Here is a 14,760-nt window from a genome sequence, read left to right on the forward strand (position 1 = left end):
CATATACTTATATACCTCTATAAACGCCGAAATATACTTTACTAAATCCAAATTGATTCACGGAAAGATTAATTTTTGCAGCGGTGCTATAAAAAGTTACTAGATCAAAACCAACTCCACCCCCGTAAATAAGCTTATTAGACAGCGAACTATTACTAAATTCTGGAAAATAGTTTTTCACATAACCCATGTCTGCATAAACAATGGAGTACAGGGCTAAGGGAACATTGTTCAATTGTTTAATCGGTAAAATTTTACTGATATCCAGTGAAGTATTAAAGACTTCATATTTAACATTAGTTTGAAGAAGACCATAATGCTGTCCGTCAATAACATTTAACTCATAACCCCTAACAAAGCTTCTTTTAGTTCCTAAAGCAGACACAAACGGATACAATTGCTCTTTTGGATAAGAGAGCTGCCCTTTCAAATTTATATTTCCATAAAAATCTCCACCCAATGCCTTATAATTTTGATAGTCTAAGACAAAACTTAACTGATGTAAATGGTCAGAAAGCCCTAAGCCATAATGCACCGCACTAGCTGCTAAAACTTGCCCATCCAATGGATATTGCACATTATTAACTCGCTCATATCGATAATTATATCGCAACGTAAAATACGGAAGAAAGTCAACCGCAGTACCAAAATAGTTAGGGTTTAAATCAACAGCATCTCCTAGCAATTTACTTTCAGTGTAGCCCAAATAGACCTTATGACTATGGTAAAGGGCATTTCTCAAATTATACTCCACAAAGGCTCCTTTCTTCTCTTGAGTCCTCAAATCACTTTCTACAAAATCAAGTTTATCTTCCCATGTTCTATAAGCAAAGCTTTTCTGAGTTGAGTAAAACACACCAGCCCTGAGACCCATTCTTTGACGTTTATCTATGTATGGTCTATTATATGAAAGCTCAAAATAAGGCACAAACCCTCCATAAGCTTTCACTTTTAGCACGTCAGCATTACCCGTAAGATTAGAATGATTTAAAAGAACTCCGTAAGTAATTCTTTTGAGATCATGATTTCGGTTATACCACCACTCATTAAAACTTCTATCTGCCAAAAAAAACATGGGAAGTGGTAAAAGATAAAGCCGCTCCCTTACCTCAATAACTATGTTTGCCCCGCCATTTTCTTGATCAAAGTCTGCCTTACTCCATAAAAAAAGATTGGTATTAAATATGTTTTTTCTAGAACGCTCTAATTTTTCAGAAAGCTCATCTGCATTTAAGGTATCACCTACAGCAAAAGTCATTTCTCTTAAAATAATACTCTCCTTGGTTTTCTTATTTCCTAAAATATCTACGCGTTTAACCACCAAACTCTCCAAAGAGTCGGTAGATAATGATAGGTTAAGAAAGCACAGCAAAATGCCGAGTAAATTCATTTAGTCTTTTTTCCAGCCTGCAAATTAAAGCTTATTTCAAGTTCTATAGCCAGATAACAAACGTTGCCATTGAAAACTTTAGTAAGATTTACACAAATATTTCCTTCAAATTGAACATAATATCCCTGATAAAGTACGCTCCAAAAAAACTTATAGATCTTTAAAGCAATCTAAAGGGCTCTTAAATTGCCAAAATCTTAAAAAATTCCTATTTTTGCCGCCAGATTAGTGAATAAAGAAATCTTAATTACTGCATGAATTATCATCTTGATTTAGTACCAGAACGTACGCTAAAACCTAGAGAATCAGGCCTTACAATGGTCATGGACAAAGGCTTAAGCATTAGAGAAATTGAAGATGTCTTAACTACTTCGGCGGAGTATATAGACATTGTAAAGTTCGGATGGGCTACATCGTTTGTAACACCAAACATTGAAGACAAGATAAAAGTCTATCAAGATGCGGGCATTCCTGTATACTTTGGAGGTACATTATTTGAAGCTTTTACTGTTAGAGGTCAGTTTGAAGACTATTTAAGAGTATTGGAAAAATATAATTTAGGCTATGCAGAGGTTTCTGATGGCTCTATCACCCTTCCTCATGACGAAAAATGCAAGTACATAGAAACGATGGCCAAGCATGTCAAAGTGCTTTCGGAAGTTGGTTCTAAAGATGCTGAAAAGATTTTCGCTCCATATAAGTGGATTGAAATGATGCGTGCTGAATTAGACGCAGGTGCATGGAAAGTTATTGGTGAAGCTAGAGAAGGTGGAAACATTGGTCTTTACAGAAGCAGTGGCGAAGTTCGTCAAGGTTTGGTAGATGAAATCATTCATGCTATCCCACCAGAAAACATTATTTGGGAAGCTCCACAAAAAGGCCAGCAAGTATATTTCGTAAAACTAGTAGGTTCTAACGTAAACCTGGGAAATATAGCTCCTAATGAGCTTATACCTCTTGAAACGATAAGATTAGGACTAAGAGGCGATACTTTCGCTACTTTCTTACCTAATGATATCAAGCAAAAATATAAGCTAGGTAAATACTACCAAGACGACAGAATACAACAAAACGACTAATCACACACACTAAATAGAGATTGAGCTCATCAACACATGGAAATTATACATTTTTTGCTTGAGTTTTTGAAAGACCCTTTAACCACACTTGAAGGTTTTCTAGACACGTATGATACCCTAACTTATGGTATCTTGTTCTTGGTTATTTTTGTGGAGACGGGTTTTATAGTAATGCCTCTTTTGCCAGGTGATTCCCTTCTTTTTGCGGTAGGTCTTTTAGCAGCTACCACAGGAAAACTGGCACTAAGTATCATTATACCTCTTTTAATTATAGCTGCTCTTTTAGGTGATAACCTAAACTATTTTGTGGGCAGAAAATTCAGTGCATTCATTAAATCAAAGGATAAAATCCTCTTTTTAAAGCGTGAATACATAGAGCAAACAGAGGAATTCTATGAGAAGCATGGAGCCAAAGCTATTATTTTAGCTCGTTTTATGCCGATTGTCAGAACTATTGCCCCTTTTGTGGCAGGTGCTGGTAGCATGAACTACGGAAAATACATTCTCAACTGTTTCCTTGGAGCTGTTTTATGGGTAACCTCTATTACTTCTTTAGGTTATTTCTTAGGGAACAATGCTTTTGTTAAAGACAATTTTGAAAAAGTAGTTTTAACTATAGTTTTCATTTCTGTAGCACCTATGCTTTGGGGGCTTATTAAAGTGAAACTTCTTAAAAAGTAATTTGACCTTTCCTTAGGTCAATAATCTTATAATTATGCAATTATTCGGCCTGATTGGTTTTCCACTTACACACTCATTTTCAAAGAAATACTTTACTGAGAAGTTTGAAGACTTAGGTATTTCAAAAGAGCATAAGTACGAACTCTTTGAAATAGAGCATGCTACAGACTTTCCAAAGTTATTTGCCAACAATCCTAGTTTACAGGGCATCAATATTACCATACCCCACAAACAAAGTGTTTTTCAATATTTAGACAGCTTAGACATATCTGCAGAAAAGGTAGGTGCTGTAAATGTTGTAAAAAAAACTACTGACAATAAATTAATAGGATACAATTCAGACTATTATGGTTTTCAACGCTCTTTGCTCGAGTTTTTAGGTGAAGGTTTTGATGTTAAAAACCTAAAAGCATTAATACTAGGCTATGGCGGAGCCGCAAAAGCAGTAGTGGCTGCATTAGAAGACTTGCAGATTGAAGTTCAAAAAGTAAGTAGAAAATCATCTGACATCGCAATTGATTATGCTGAAAGTGGCAACTTTATAAAAAGTCACAAACTCATTATTAATTGCTCGCCTTTGGGTACTTTCCCTAAAACAGACCAATGCCCAGCTATTGATTATAATCAATTAACAAACGAACATTTCCTTTTTGACCTTGTATATAACCCTGCCGAAAGCCTTTTTCTGAAATATGGAAAAGAAAAAGGGGCTCAGATAAGAAATGGTTACGACATGCTCGTGTACCAAGCTGAGAAATCTTGGGAAATTTGGCAACAATAAGAACATCATTTAGCTTTACTTTTTACCAACAAAATATTATGAAATTCGAAAAACATATCTTCATCTGTACTAATGACAAACCAGCTCCTAAAAAATGCTGTGGAAGCGAAAAAGGCATGGAATTAGTCAATGCTTTTAAAGAAAGTTTAACAGAGAAAGGACTTCAAAAACAAATAAGAGCTCAAAAAGCTGGCTGTTTAGACACTTGTGCCTTCGGACCATCTTTAGTAGTTTACCCAGAAGGTGTACACTACGGACATGTTACTCCAGCTGATGTAGAAGAAATAGTAACAGAGCACCTTATAGGCGGCAGACCTGTTGAAAGACTTAAATTAGACTTGTAATTTGTTCAAACACAAAAAGCATATCTTCTTTGACCTAGATCATACCCTATGGGATTTTGAAGCCAATGCAGAAGAAAGCCTAAATGAGATTTATGACCACTTTAGCATAAATAAACTTGGGCCTTCTTTTGAAGATTTCTATCAAAACTTCAGCATGCTTAATAGAACACTCTGGACACAACTGGAGCAAGAGCTTATTACACATGAAACCATTAGGAAGTTTCGTTTTCAAAAAGCTCTAAGTTCTTTAAATGTGGAGATTGAAGAGGAATTATCGATTGATATGAACCTAAAGTTCTTGGACTTACTGCCGTATAAAACCAAGCTCATAGAAGGCTGCAAAGAATTATTAGAGACTCTCCAGTCTCAATACCAGCTACATATTTTAAGTAATGGCTATGCGGAAGTTCAGGCTAGGAAGTTAGAAAATAGCGGAATAAAAGGCTATTTTCAACATATTATTACAAATGACATAGCGAAATCAAGAAAACCCCACATTGGTATTTTTAATTACGCTTTGACACAAGCAAACTCTCAGTCAAACGAATCACTCATGATAGGTGACAGTTATTTAGCAGATGTTTTGGGAGCAAAAAATGCAGGCTGGGATACCATTCATTTTCAGCCGAATGACATTGACACCGAAAACCAAAGTACACTTAAGATTACCAAGCTGGCTCAGTTACTAGACCATCTTTAAAATTTAAAAACGATATGTTATACTTAGAAGCCAACATAGAGGTCAATGCAGAATTCAGTGAAATTCTAGTAGCCGAATTAGCAGAAATAGGTTTTGACACCTTCCTTGAAAACGAAAACGGTCTACTCGCCTATGTTACAGAAGATGAGTTTGACGACATTGCGTTTAAACAAATCATGGAAACTTACGCTCCAAAAACCAATCTATTTTATAGTCTCAAGAAAATAGAGAAACAAAACTGGAACGAAGAGTGGGAGAAAAGTTTTGACCCTATTGAGGTTTTAGACAAGATACTGGTTAGAGCTTCTTTTCATGAAAGCAAACCTAATTTTGAACATGAGATAATTATTACGCCTAAAATGTCTTTTGGGACTGGTCACCACGAAACCACTTCTCAAATTATGGAACTTCAGCTTGCGGTAGACCATAAAGACAAATCTCTTTTAGATGTGGGAACAGGCACTGGAATTTTGGCTATTCTAGCAGAAAAACTAGGTGCTAATGATATCAAAGCTTTTGACATTGACGAATGGTCTGTAGAAAACACAACTGAAAACATTGGTCTTAACTCTTGTCAAAACATAGAAGTATCGCTTGGCACCATTGCTGATGAGCCTGCAAAAACTTATGACATCGTAATTGCCAACATCAATAGAAATATACTTCTCGATGAAATTGCTACCTATGCTACTTTCATGAAACCAGGAGGGATTTTGATGCTTAGTGGTTTTTATGAGAAAGACATTGCAGAAATTGAGACCTGTTGCGAAGCAAATGGATTAAAAAAAGTAAAGCAAATAAGTAAGAAGGAATGGGCGGCGGTCGTTTTTAATAAGCCAATGGCCTAATTATTAAAAATGAACGTGACTATAAAAAGCTTTACAGTATTCCTCATTCTTTTAATATCCTCTATCTCTTTAAGAGCTCAAGTTATTCGGTTTTCTGCCGAGTCTGAAAAGTTCTTAGAAGAATTTGAAGAAGTATTTAAAGATGGTAAGAATGCTGTTTCTATAGCCGAATTTGAAACGTTCAAACCTCATTTCCAAAACGATTTTTCAGCAAAGACTAAAAGTGACTTTGTGGTTCTCTGTCAAAAAATGGCAGCAAGAAACCATAAAATGCCAGAGTATTATCGACTACTAACACTCATTAACGCCACTTTTGACCCTACCGTTTTTGATAGTAAAAATCTGGAACCCTTGGTAGCATCTTTGGCCATTTTAGCAGAAAAGCAGCCTTTAAAGAAGACCATAGAGACTTTTGCCCAAATTAAATCCCTGATTCAAGTTCGATTAATTTATACCTCCAATTTTAATAAGCTTTATGTTTTAAATGGTAGCTATGAATTTCAATATTTAGAACAAAAGCAAGACTACTTTGAACCCGAAAAAAAGGAAGTCCAAACCACAAAGACGGAAAAAGAAGAAGACTTCGGACTGTTTGACGACTGGGATAATGAAGAAGAGGAAGTTGACCCTTGGGACGACCCAAGCTTAACTATTGACCCTGATGAGTTTTACAGGCTTCTCCCTCTCCCACTTATTAGCGACTTAGTAATAAAATTTAATGAGGTTGATTTAGTTTTTGTCAGCCCTTCTGACTCTGTTACGCTATACAAAACTTCAGGTGCTGCAGATTTACTTCAAAATGTTTGGGTAGGTAACAAAGGGGAAATGAACTGGGAAAATGTAGAAATGCCAGAAGTAAAGGCTAATTTGACCGAATATAGCTTCAAACTTTCAAGCCCACACTTAAACGCAGAGAAGGTCACCTTCATGTATGAAGATTACCTTTCAGAACCTGTAGAAGGTGTTTTAGAATTTAAAGGAGTAAAAAGAGCCCTAAACGCAGCTAGCCAATTTCCTAGATTTAAGTCTTATGAAAACAATGCACGTTTCAAAAAACTGGAGGCCAGTCTAGAATACAAAGGAGGCTTTTCCTTAATTGGAAATAGGATTTTCTCTTCCTCTCTTAATCATAACATTTCCACACTATACGTCAATAAAGGCTCTACAAATTCTTTTAAAATAGAAGGAAAGAAAATCGAATTTACTGATTCTCTCATTACCTCTGACTTTGTAAGCTTTACTACTCATATTAAAGAAGATTCCATATATCACCCTGCAGTTAGATTAAAATATAACACTCAAACAAAGCAGTTAAACCTTTATAAGCAGCAAAACGGTGGCTTTAGAAACTCCATGTATTCTGACACTTTTCACGAAATGGATATCCGCTGCGATGCTATGCAGTGGAATCTGAATAATGGAAAAATGGACTTCTACATTATCGCAGGAAAGTCTGAAATCCCAGCCATTTTTGAATCTTTCAATTATTACAACCCTGCACGAATGCGGGCACTCAGTAATATGGCTGGCTTTAATCCTTTAATTTTCCTGAGTACTTATGTCTATAAAAAGAGAAAGAATGAGTTCAGCATATTTGAGGTTCAAAATAAAATACCAGGCAAAACTCCACTTCAAATAAGAAATGCGGTCAATGTAGCCCGTCAAATGGGTTTTATGGATTATGACCCTCATACTAACACCTACAGCATCAGCAGGAAAGGCCTTCATTACTTTAAATCAGCCACAGGAAGGGGCGACTATGACGATTTAGTTTTTGCCTCCGTTTCTCCTACTGGTAACGGAAATGCCTCTATTGACAGAGATTCCAACTCACTCGACATTGCCGGAACTCAAGAATTTAAACTTTCTGATTCATTAGGAATTAGGTTTCTACCAAGAGACCAGTCGCTTAAAATGGAAGGTAGCAAGTCGTTTAAATTCCATGGAGAGATAGTAGTTAAAAACTATAAAATCATTGGTGATTTTGAAGTGGATTATGAGCGTTTCTTAGTGAACCTAAATAGAATTGATACTATCACTTTCACACCTATAGACATTTATAATGCAGGTGGTAAGGCCGAAATAGGAGCTCACGTGGTTTACGGTAAAACAGGAACCTTATACCTAAATGCTCCAGATAATAAATCTGGAAGAAAAAAACTACCACAATACCCTCGTTTAGTTATTCCTGACGGTGCTTTGGTCAAATTTAATAATCCAGAAAGGGGACTTGATGGTTATCCAGAAGAGGTGTATTTTAAAGTAGATGCCATTGACCATGATAGCCTAAACAGTGTAAACTTAGCTTATGGCGGAGTATTTAATGCTGGTGGTATCATTAAACCAATTAGAGAAACACTAATTGCAATGCCCGATACTTCCATTGGTTTTGTACACAAACCAAAAGGAGCTTATGAGCTCTATGGTTCACAATCTGTTTTCAAATTTGATAGTCCATTAGAAATGACTAAAAAGGGGCTAAAGTCAACAGGTACATTAACGCATTTAGCCTCTACGCTAGAAGTTAGCAAAGCTCGGTTTGGCTTTGAAGAACTAAAGATGGAAGGTGACAGAGCCAATATCAAAGAAACTTTTACCAGTAATAATACTTACTTCCCTGATGTAACCATTGCAGACTTTAAGGCCACATGGAAACCAGAGGCTGATAGCTTAAATATAAAGTCAACGGAAGCCTACAGCTTCTACCAAAAAAGCACCATGCTTAGCGGTGGACTGGTAGTTAGAAAAAGTGGACTTTACGGCCAAGGTGTTTTAGAGCGTGATGATTCTCAGGCTAAATCTAACGCCATTAAGTTTAACAAAACTGGTTTCTTAGCATCAGAATCTAGCTTCTTAATAAAATCTGAAACAGAAGGTTCTAAGGCTGTACTTGATGGTAGAGATGTAGAAATCGACTTTAATATTGCTGACAAACTAGTGAGTATATCTCCACGGAATGGCGATTTCAATGACACCACCGCTTCCTCTATCTCTTTCCCGAATGCGGCCTACAAAACCACCATTGACAAAGCAGAGTGGAATATTCAGAAGAAAAGCATTAGCATGAAAGGAAACGTGGAGAGTTCTAAATTTACCTCCACAGCAGCAAATCAATATGGGCTTGCCTTTAATGGAGCATCCGCTTTGTATGACATTCCTCAAAACATCCTTAATATTGATGGTGTACCGGGCATTAACTCTGTAGACGCCATCATTATTCCAAATAATGGGAAAGTAGCTATTAGAGGAGAAGGGAAATTAGACCCGTTTACCAACGCTACGGTAATAGCTGATACGGTCAATAAATATCATACTTTGGCTAACGCCAATATTACCATCAACTCTAAACTGAGTTACTCAGGTAATGCCTCTTATCAGTTTATCAATGTCAGTTCGGATACTTTCAATATTAAAATGGGAAGTTTTGAGTTTGCAGAAATAACGCCAGATGGCGAGGTGCTTAGAAGTAAAAAATCTCAGAAACTTTCTACCATTGCCAAAGCATCACTTACCGAAGCAGATAGTGTCTATTTATCCCCCAAAATGCTTTACATAGGAGATATCACCATGCAGGCTCCTTTCAAAAACTTGATTCTTAGAGGACAGATTACTCCTGTTTTAGATAATTATCCTGTTTTAGGTAGCAACTGGATAAACTATACGGGTAGCAAGTCTGAAGAAATAATTATCAATGTAGATGAGACCTTGAAAGATGGTGGAAAATCATTATTTGCCGGTCTTCATTTAAAACCATCAGCCTCGTCTGAAGGCCTCTACCCTACCTTCTTATCAGCAAAAGGATATGAAGATGATTACAATATTTTCTTAGCTAGAGGTATTTTCAAAAGGGATGAACCTAACAAGCGATTTACCATTTACCCAAACACCAAAGACAACACGGGTAATAAATATGAGCTTTATGACGACGAGGGTCTAATAAAGTTAGACGGTAGATTTAACTTCCTAACACCAGACCTGGCCTCTTATGTAGAAACAGTTGGCCTTGGTGAAGTAGACTTAGACTCCATGGACTACACCTTTAACACCATGATGAAGTTTAACATGCCTATCCCACCTCCTATGCTTCTAAAAATGGGAGATAATATTGTCAAAACTAACCTCGACATCGGTAATTCGGAAGGAGCTATTGCTTTTGAAAGTCCTGAGTTTCTTTCTAAAATGACTCAATTTGTAGGTGCTAAAGCAACCGAAGATTATAAAACTAAATACTATAAGGGACATATTCCGTTATTTCAGGCTTCTCCAAAGTTTTTTGCTAGTATCTTATTTAGTGATTTAAAACTTAAATGGAATCCTGTATTCAATTCCTTTTATAGCACAGCACCTTTGGGTGTTTCAAACATTGGAGAAACAGACATTAACAGTAAAATACCCGGCTATTTTGAAATCATCAAAAACCCGAGAACGGGAGATGAAATCTACATTTTCCTAGAAGTTTCACCTGACACATGGTACTACCTCGGTTACAAAGCAGGGCAATTGGGTATTCTTTCTTCAGACTTTGAATTCAATAAAATGTTGGCCGAAAAGGATAAGACATCAAAGGGAATCGAGCTAATAAACATTGACATGGCAGAAGCTATGGCCTTTAGAAAAAGATACCTCATGACCTATATGGGCGTTTCTGAAGAAGCATTTAAACAGCCTAAAAGAGCTACACCATCTGTTCCAGGCACTATTGCTCCAATTCCAACACCAAGTACCTCAGGAACTGGCAACACGTCAGAAACACCTTCAAAACCGGTAGAAGAACAATCTGACGGATTTTAAGAACTACTATTTTGATACTCCGTATCTTAATTAGAATAAGTTCAGAAAAAAGAACGACCTTTGCGGCTGATTATGAAGACAAAGGGAAACAGAAAAACGCAGGTTAATATTGTCACGTTAGGTTGTTCTAAAAACGTGGTAGATTCAGAAATTTTATTCACCCAATTAAAAGGGAATGGAGTTTCTGTAGAACATGAAGCCAAAGACGATAAATCAAACGTTGTTGTGATTAACACGTGTGGCTTTATTGACAATGCCAAACAAGAATCAATTGACACTATATTAAGATATGTAGATGCCAAAGAAGCAGGTATTGTAGAGAAAGTATATGTTTCGGGTTGCTTATCACATCGTTTCAAAGACGAACTAGCTCCTGAAATCCCTCAAGTAGACGCTTGGTTTGGCACTAACGAACTTCCCCGTCTTCTAAAAACATTAAAGGCAGACTATAAGAAAGAATTGGTAGGTGAGCGTCTATTGACCACCCCTGCTCATTATGCTTATTTGAAAATTGCCGAAGGCTGTGACAGACCTTGCTCTTTTTGTGCTATTCCATTAATGCGTGGCGGCCATATTTCTACGCCAATGGAAGACTTAATTACGCAAGCAACTAATTTGGCAGCAAAAGGAACAAAAGAACTTATTTTGATAGCTCAAGACCTTACTTATTATGGTCTCGATATTTATAAAAAAAGAAACCTTGCTGAGCTTTTAGATAGACTGGCAGATGTGGAAGGCATAGACTGGATTAGATTGCAATACGCCTACCCCGCTGGCTTCCCTATGGATGTTTTAGATGTAATCAAAAACAGACCAAATGTTTGTAATTACCTTGATATGCCACTTCAGCATGGTTCTTCTGAAATTTTAAAACTCATGAGAAGAGGTATTACTCGTGAAAAAACAGAGAGCCTTGTAGATGCGATTCGTCAAAAATTGCCTGAACTAGCTCTTAGAACTACACTAATTGCTGGTCACCCTGGTGAAACGGAAGATCACTTTGAGGAAATGTATCGTTTTGTAGAAAAAATGAGATTTGACAGACTTGGAGTTTTCCAATATTCTCATGAGATAGATACTCATTCTTACTCAATGCCAGATGACATTCCTGCTGAAATAAAGCAAGAAAGAACCGACCTCATCATGGAACTACAGCAAGGAATTTCTCAAGAGCTGAATACTAAAAAAGTGGGTAATACGTATAAAGTACTATTTGACCGTAAGGAAGGTGATTACTTTATTGGAAGAACAGAATTTGACTCCCCAGAAGTAGACAACGAGGTTTTAGTTAATTCTAATCAGTATGTTAGACTTGGCGATTTTGCCAATGTCAAAATCAACTCTGCAGAAGAGTTTGATTTATATGGTGAAGTAATTCCTTAGGGTTTTACTTCTTCAAATATTTAGGAAACCTCATAAATCTTAGACCGATAGAGAAATCTAGGCGATCCATTATAATAGGATTATCTAAAGTTACTAAGCCTGTACCATCACCGTAGTTTAGGTCATTTATCTTACCCATGTTATACCCAGCCTCCAGGCTAAGAATAATATCACGGCCTATAATGTCATTTCCTAATAAGAAGTCTAAACCTAAAGTAGCGGCTCCGCCAAACTCTTTACCGGTATACTCAAAATTAGCTTGGTTATAGTCTCCTTTATCACTGTAGAAGTACATCCCAGGGCTTAAACCTAAAACTACAAAAGTTTTAAAATCAATACCTTTTCTTAGGAAAAGAGACGGACCAAAAAACTTTCTGGATATTTTATTAGAAATACTTCCAGTAACCTCTTCTCCAGAAACCTGATTTACGTACGTCAAACTTTCATTAGAATTAGAAGATTTAAAGTCTGTATATACAAGCCCTAGTCCAAAACCTTCCAAGGGGAAGAATGCTAAATCGGCACCAAAAGTCCAGCCTTTCAACAGCTTTTCTTGGTATAAACCATAAGCATTAGAGGCCTCAAAGTTATTATCAAGAATATTTCCTATTCCAGCTTTTACACCAACACGCCATTTCAAATAGTTTTTAAATTCACCTGAATTATTTACAGAAGTTTCACTTACTATAGGAGTTGTTTTCTTTGAAGTTTCCACTAAAGGCTTTTCATCCAAAATAGTTTTTTCAGGACTTAGAGTTGGCTTCTGCTCTACTTTTTTAACCTCAGGGTCATCTTCTACTAATAATTGGGCTTGGGCGGTATCCTCTTTAGTAACTACTTCTACCTGCTTTACCGGTTCTTTTGTTGATGCTAAAACATCCTGATTTTTCTTTGATTTCTTTTTACTGCCTTTTAATTGATTTTCCGTTTTAGCTTTTTCTTCTTTATCCTTTTTTCGTTCTTTCTTACTTTTCTTCTCAGGCTTTTCTTGAAGTTCTACTTCTTTTTCTTGCTTAATCATCTTTTCAACGGCCGTCGCTTTCTCCTCAGATTCCTTTTTAAGTTCCTTCTTGCTTTTTTTAGAAGGCTCTTCCTTAGTCAGTTTATATTCAGTAGCCTTTTGCTTTTTAACTGCTTCCTCTTTAGGGGCATCACTGCTAGTTACATCGTTTGTAGCTAAAGCTATATCTTGAGATTTCTTTCTCTTTTTAGACTTCCCTTTTTTCGAAGTTGCCAGAGGCAGGTCACTATCATATTTATTATACTTGAAATCACTAACCAAGTTTTTGAAAATCTCATTTCTAAGAATATCCCCCTTTGGACCTACATAAGCATAGATAAAACGAGTAGGTGTTTCATCTAAAATTCTACACCTAATTTCTTCTTTAGCTTGAGTAATAATAACATCTCTTTGAGCGGCTGCATTAAACGAAAGTGCCGTATTAAGGAGAAAGAAAGCAATAAGTACCTTGAAAAAAGACAGAGCCTTCATCTTTATTATCTTACTGATTATAAACCTATTATTTGATGTAAGCATGATTAAAAAATGCACGTTAAGTTTTATTACATATTCAGATTACAAAAACTATACCGCTAATTTCAGCTTCTACATTTTTTAATCATTTGACATTTATTTAACGAAAAACATCTTGGAACATTCTTTGTACGTAAGTAATAAAGATGAAGGCTTAAGAAGACAGTGTTAACTGACCGTTAACTAAGTTTTAGGTGGTATTTACTTGACTTTGTCAAAAACAATCCTTTATCTTTCGACTCTTAATTATTAATAACCAAAAGCAAAACAATATAGATACAAACCTCTACGTTAACTAAACGACATGTAAGAATGGAAAAAGTTCGAATTAACGAGAGTGAACTGGTATCAGCATACATCAAAGGAAATGATGCAGCTTTTGACACGCTAGTAGAGCGTTACAAAAATAAAATATACACCACCATTTATCTCGTAGTGAAAGACCAGTATGTGGCTGAAGACCTCATGCAGGACACGTTTATTAAAGCGATTAAAACACTGCGTAATGGTAAGTATAATGAAGAAGGTAAATTTCTTCCTTGGATACTGAGAATAGGTCATAACCTCGCTATAGACTATTTCCGTAGAGCAAAACGCTACCCGAAAGTAGTTTTTGAAGACGGAAGCAATGTTTTTAATACGCTTAATTTCTCAGAGAATTCTATTGAGACTAAACAAATCAAAAAGGAATCTCACGAGCACTTAAGAGGATTAATTAAACAACTGCCAGATCAGCAAAGAGAAGTGCTCATTATGAGACACTATGAAGACATGAGTTTTCAGGAAATTGCCGATGCTACTGGTGTAAGTATTAATACTGCTTTAGGTCGTATGCGTTATGCTCTTATCAATTTAAGAAAAATGATGAGTAAATCAGTATACGCGTATGATACCAACCTTTACAACACAGTTAAATGATGTAGTTCGTTATGTTTATAACGAAACATCTAAAAAAGAAAATGCCATAATTGAAGAGTCTCTTGCTAGAGATGTCAATCTGCTAGACTTCTATCTAGATAGTCTAAATATAAAAGCAGAAATGGAGAACATAAAGATGATTCCTTCGGACCTGTCGATTAGTAAAATATTGGCATATTCAAGAAAAACCAGCCCTGTACTTTAAGTACCGGCTGGTTTTTTATTTTCTAGAATTTAGCTCGCTTAATTTTAATTAAGTCCTAGGAAAAGACTGTTTATACCGTTTTAACCTTTTAATAACGAGTTAAATT

At 36.2% G+C, this 14,760-nt stretch carries 12 protein-coding genes; 10 read left to right on the forward strand and 2 right to left on the reverse strand.

The annotated features are described in order from the left end of the window. Window positions 1-7 precede the first annotated feature (7 nt). On the reverse strand, window positions 8-1,390 hold the full coding sequence (locus tag AC0L6O_RS19460) for a POTRA domain-containing protein (protein ID WP_473304729.1): 1,383 nt from the start codon (window positions 1,388-1,390) through the stop codon (window positions 8-10). Window positions 1,391-1,644: 254 nt separating this feature from the next. Between AC0L6O_RS19460 and AC0L6O_RS19465 the strand changes: the two genes are divergently transcribed. The 8 genes from AC0L6O_RS19465 to rimO all read left to right on the forward strand — a co-directional run bounded on the left by AC0L6O_RS19465 (window position 1,645) and on the right by rimO (window position 11,997). Further along, window positions 1,645-2,469, forward strand: coding sequence for a phosphosulfolactate synthase (locus AC0L6O_RS19465; RefSeq protein WP_473304731.1), 825 nt, complete (start codon window positions 1,645-1,647; stop codon window positions 2,467-2,469). Window positions 2,470-2,505: 36 nt separating this feature from the next. After that, window positions 2,506-3,150 carry a VTT domain-containing protein gene (locus AC0L6O_RS19470; RefSeq protein WP_473304732.1) on the forward strand — a complete coding sequence of 215 codons (645 nt, stop codon included), beginning with the start codon at window positions 2,506-2,508 and terminating at the stop codon, window positions 3,148-3,150. 34 nt (window positions 3,151-3,184) lie between these two features. Continuing rightward, window positions 3,185-3,931, forward strand: coding sequence for a shikimate dehydrogenase family protein (locus AC0L6O_RS19475; protein WP_473304734.1), 747 nt, complete (start codon window positions 3,185-3,187; stop codon window positions 3,929-3,931). Window positions 3,932-3,969: 38 nt separating this feature from the next. After that, window positions 3,970-4,275, forward strand: coding sequence for a (2Fe-2S) ferredoxin domain-containing protein (locus AC0L6O_RS19480; protein ID WP_473304736.1), 306 nt, complete (start codon window positions 3,970-3,972; stop codon window positions 4,273-4,275). A gap of 1 nt (window position 4,276) precedes the next feature. Then, complete coding sequence (locus tag AC0L6O_RS19485; RefSeq protein WP_473304738.1) at window positions 4,277-4,975, forward strand: YjjG family noncanonical pyrimidine nucleotidase; 699 nt, start codon at window positions 4,277-4,279, stop codon at window positions 4,973-4,975. Window positions 4,976-4,989: 14 nt separating this feature from the next. Then, window positions 4,990-5,823 (forward strand): 50S ribosomal protein L11 methyltransferase, encoded by an 834-nt coding sequence (prmA, locus tag AC0L6O_RS19490; protein WP_473304740.1) that lies wholly within the window; start codon window positions 4,990-4,992, stop codon window positions 5,821-5,823. Between the two features lie 9 nt (window positions 5,824-5,832). Further along, the gene (locus tag AC0L6O_RS19495; RefSeq protein ID WP_473304742.1) at window positions 5,833-10,614 is read left to right on the forward strand and encodes a hypothetical protein; all 4,782 of its coding nucleotides are present in this window, start codon (window positions 5,833-5,835) and stop codon (window positions 10,612-10,614) included. Window positions 10,615-10,686: 72 nt separating this feature from the next. Next, entirely contained in the window at window positions 10,687-11,997 is a 1,311-nt protein-coding gene (gene rimO, locus AC0L6O_RS19500; RefSeq protein ID WP_473304744.1) for a 30S ribosomal protein S12 methylthiotransferase RimO, read from the forward strand. Window positions 11,998-12,001: 4 nt separating this feature from the next. On the opposite strand, the gene AC0L6O_RS19505 is transcribed toward rimO, so the two are convergent. Beyond that, window positions 12,002-13,489: a hypothetical protein gene (locus AC0L6O_RS19505; protein ID WP_473304746.1), complete on the reverse strand. Its 1,488-nt coding sequence runs from the start codon at window positions 13,487-13,489 to the stop codon at window positions 12,002-12,004. 354 nt (window positions 13,490-13,843) lie between these two features. Here AC0L6O_RS19505 and AC0L6O_RS19510 point away from each other — a divergent pair, with 354 nt between their 5' ends. After that, window positions 13,844-14,449 carry an RNA polymerase sigma factor gene (locus AC0L6O_RS19510; RefSeq protein ID WP_473304747.1) on the forward strand — a complete coding sequence of 202 codons (606 nt, stop codon included), beginning with the start codon at window positions 13,844-13,846 and terminating at the stop codon, window positions 14,447-14,449. After that, window positions 14,418-14,654 carry a hypothetical protein gene (locus tag AC0L6O_RS19515; RefSeq protein WP_111370946.1) on the forward strand — a complete coding sequence of 79 codons (237 nt, stop codon included), beginning with the start codon at window positions 14,418-14,420 and terminating at the stop codon, window positions 14,652-14,654. The genes AC0L6O_RS19510 and AC0L6O_RS19515 overlap by 32 nt, the downstream gene beginning before the upstream one ends. Window positions 14,655-14,760: the final 106 nt, after the last annotated feature.

The organism is Arcticibacterium sp. GJ41-1 (assembly GCF_055808875.1).

Coding starts and splice junctions, on each gene's coding strand:
- prmA (WP_473304740.1), top strand. CDS start 4,990: ATGTTATACTTAGAAGCCAACATAGAGGTCAATGCAGAATTCAGTGAA.
- AC0L6O_RS19510 (WP_473304747.1), top strand. CDS start 13,844: ATGGAAAAAGTTCGAATTAACGAGAGTGAACTGGTATCAGCATACATC.
- AC0L6O_RS19460 (WP_473304729.1), bottom strand. CDS start 1,390: ATGAATTTACTCGGCATTTTGCTGTGCTTTCTTAACCTATCATTATCT.
- AC0L6O_RS19475 (WP_473304734.1), top strand. CDS start 3,185: ATGCAATTATTCGGCCTGATTGGTTTTCCACTTACACACTCATTTTCA.
- rimO (WP_473304744.1), top strand. CDS start 10,687: ATGAAGACAAAGGGAAACAGAAAAACGCAGGTTAATATTGTCACGTTA.
- AC0L6O_RS19480 (WP_473304736.1), top strand. CDS start 3,970: ATGAAATTCGAAAAACATATCTTCATCTGTACTAATGACAAACCAGCT.
- AC0L6O_RS19495 (WP_473304742.1), top strand. CDS start 5,833: ATGAACGTGACTATAAAAAGCTTTACAGTATTCCTCATTCTTTTAATA.
- AC0L6O_RS19515 (WP_111370946.1), top strand. CDS start 14,418: ATGATACCAACCTTTACAACACAGTTAAATGATGTAGTTCGTTATGTT.
- AC0L6O_RS19465 (WP_473304731.1), top strand. CDS start 1,645: ATGAATTATCATCTTGATTTAGTACCAGAACGTACGCTAAAACCTAGA.
- AC0L6O_RS19505 (WP_473304746.1), bottom strand. CDS start 13,489: ATGAAGGCTCTGTCTTTTTTCAAGGTACTTATTGCTTTCTTTCTCCTT.
- AC0L6O_RS19470 (WP_473304732.1), top strand. CDS start 2,506: ATGGAAATTATACATTTTTTGCTTGAGTTTTTGAAAGACCCTTTAACC.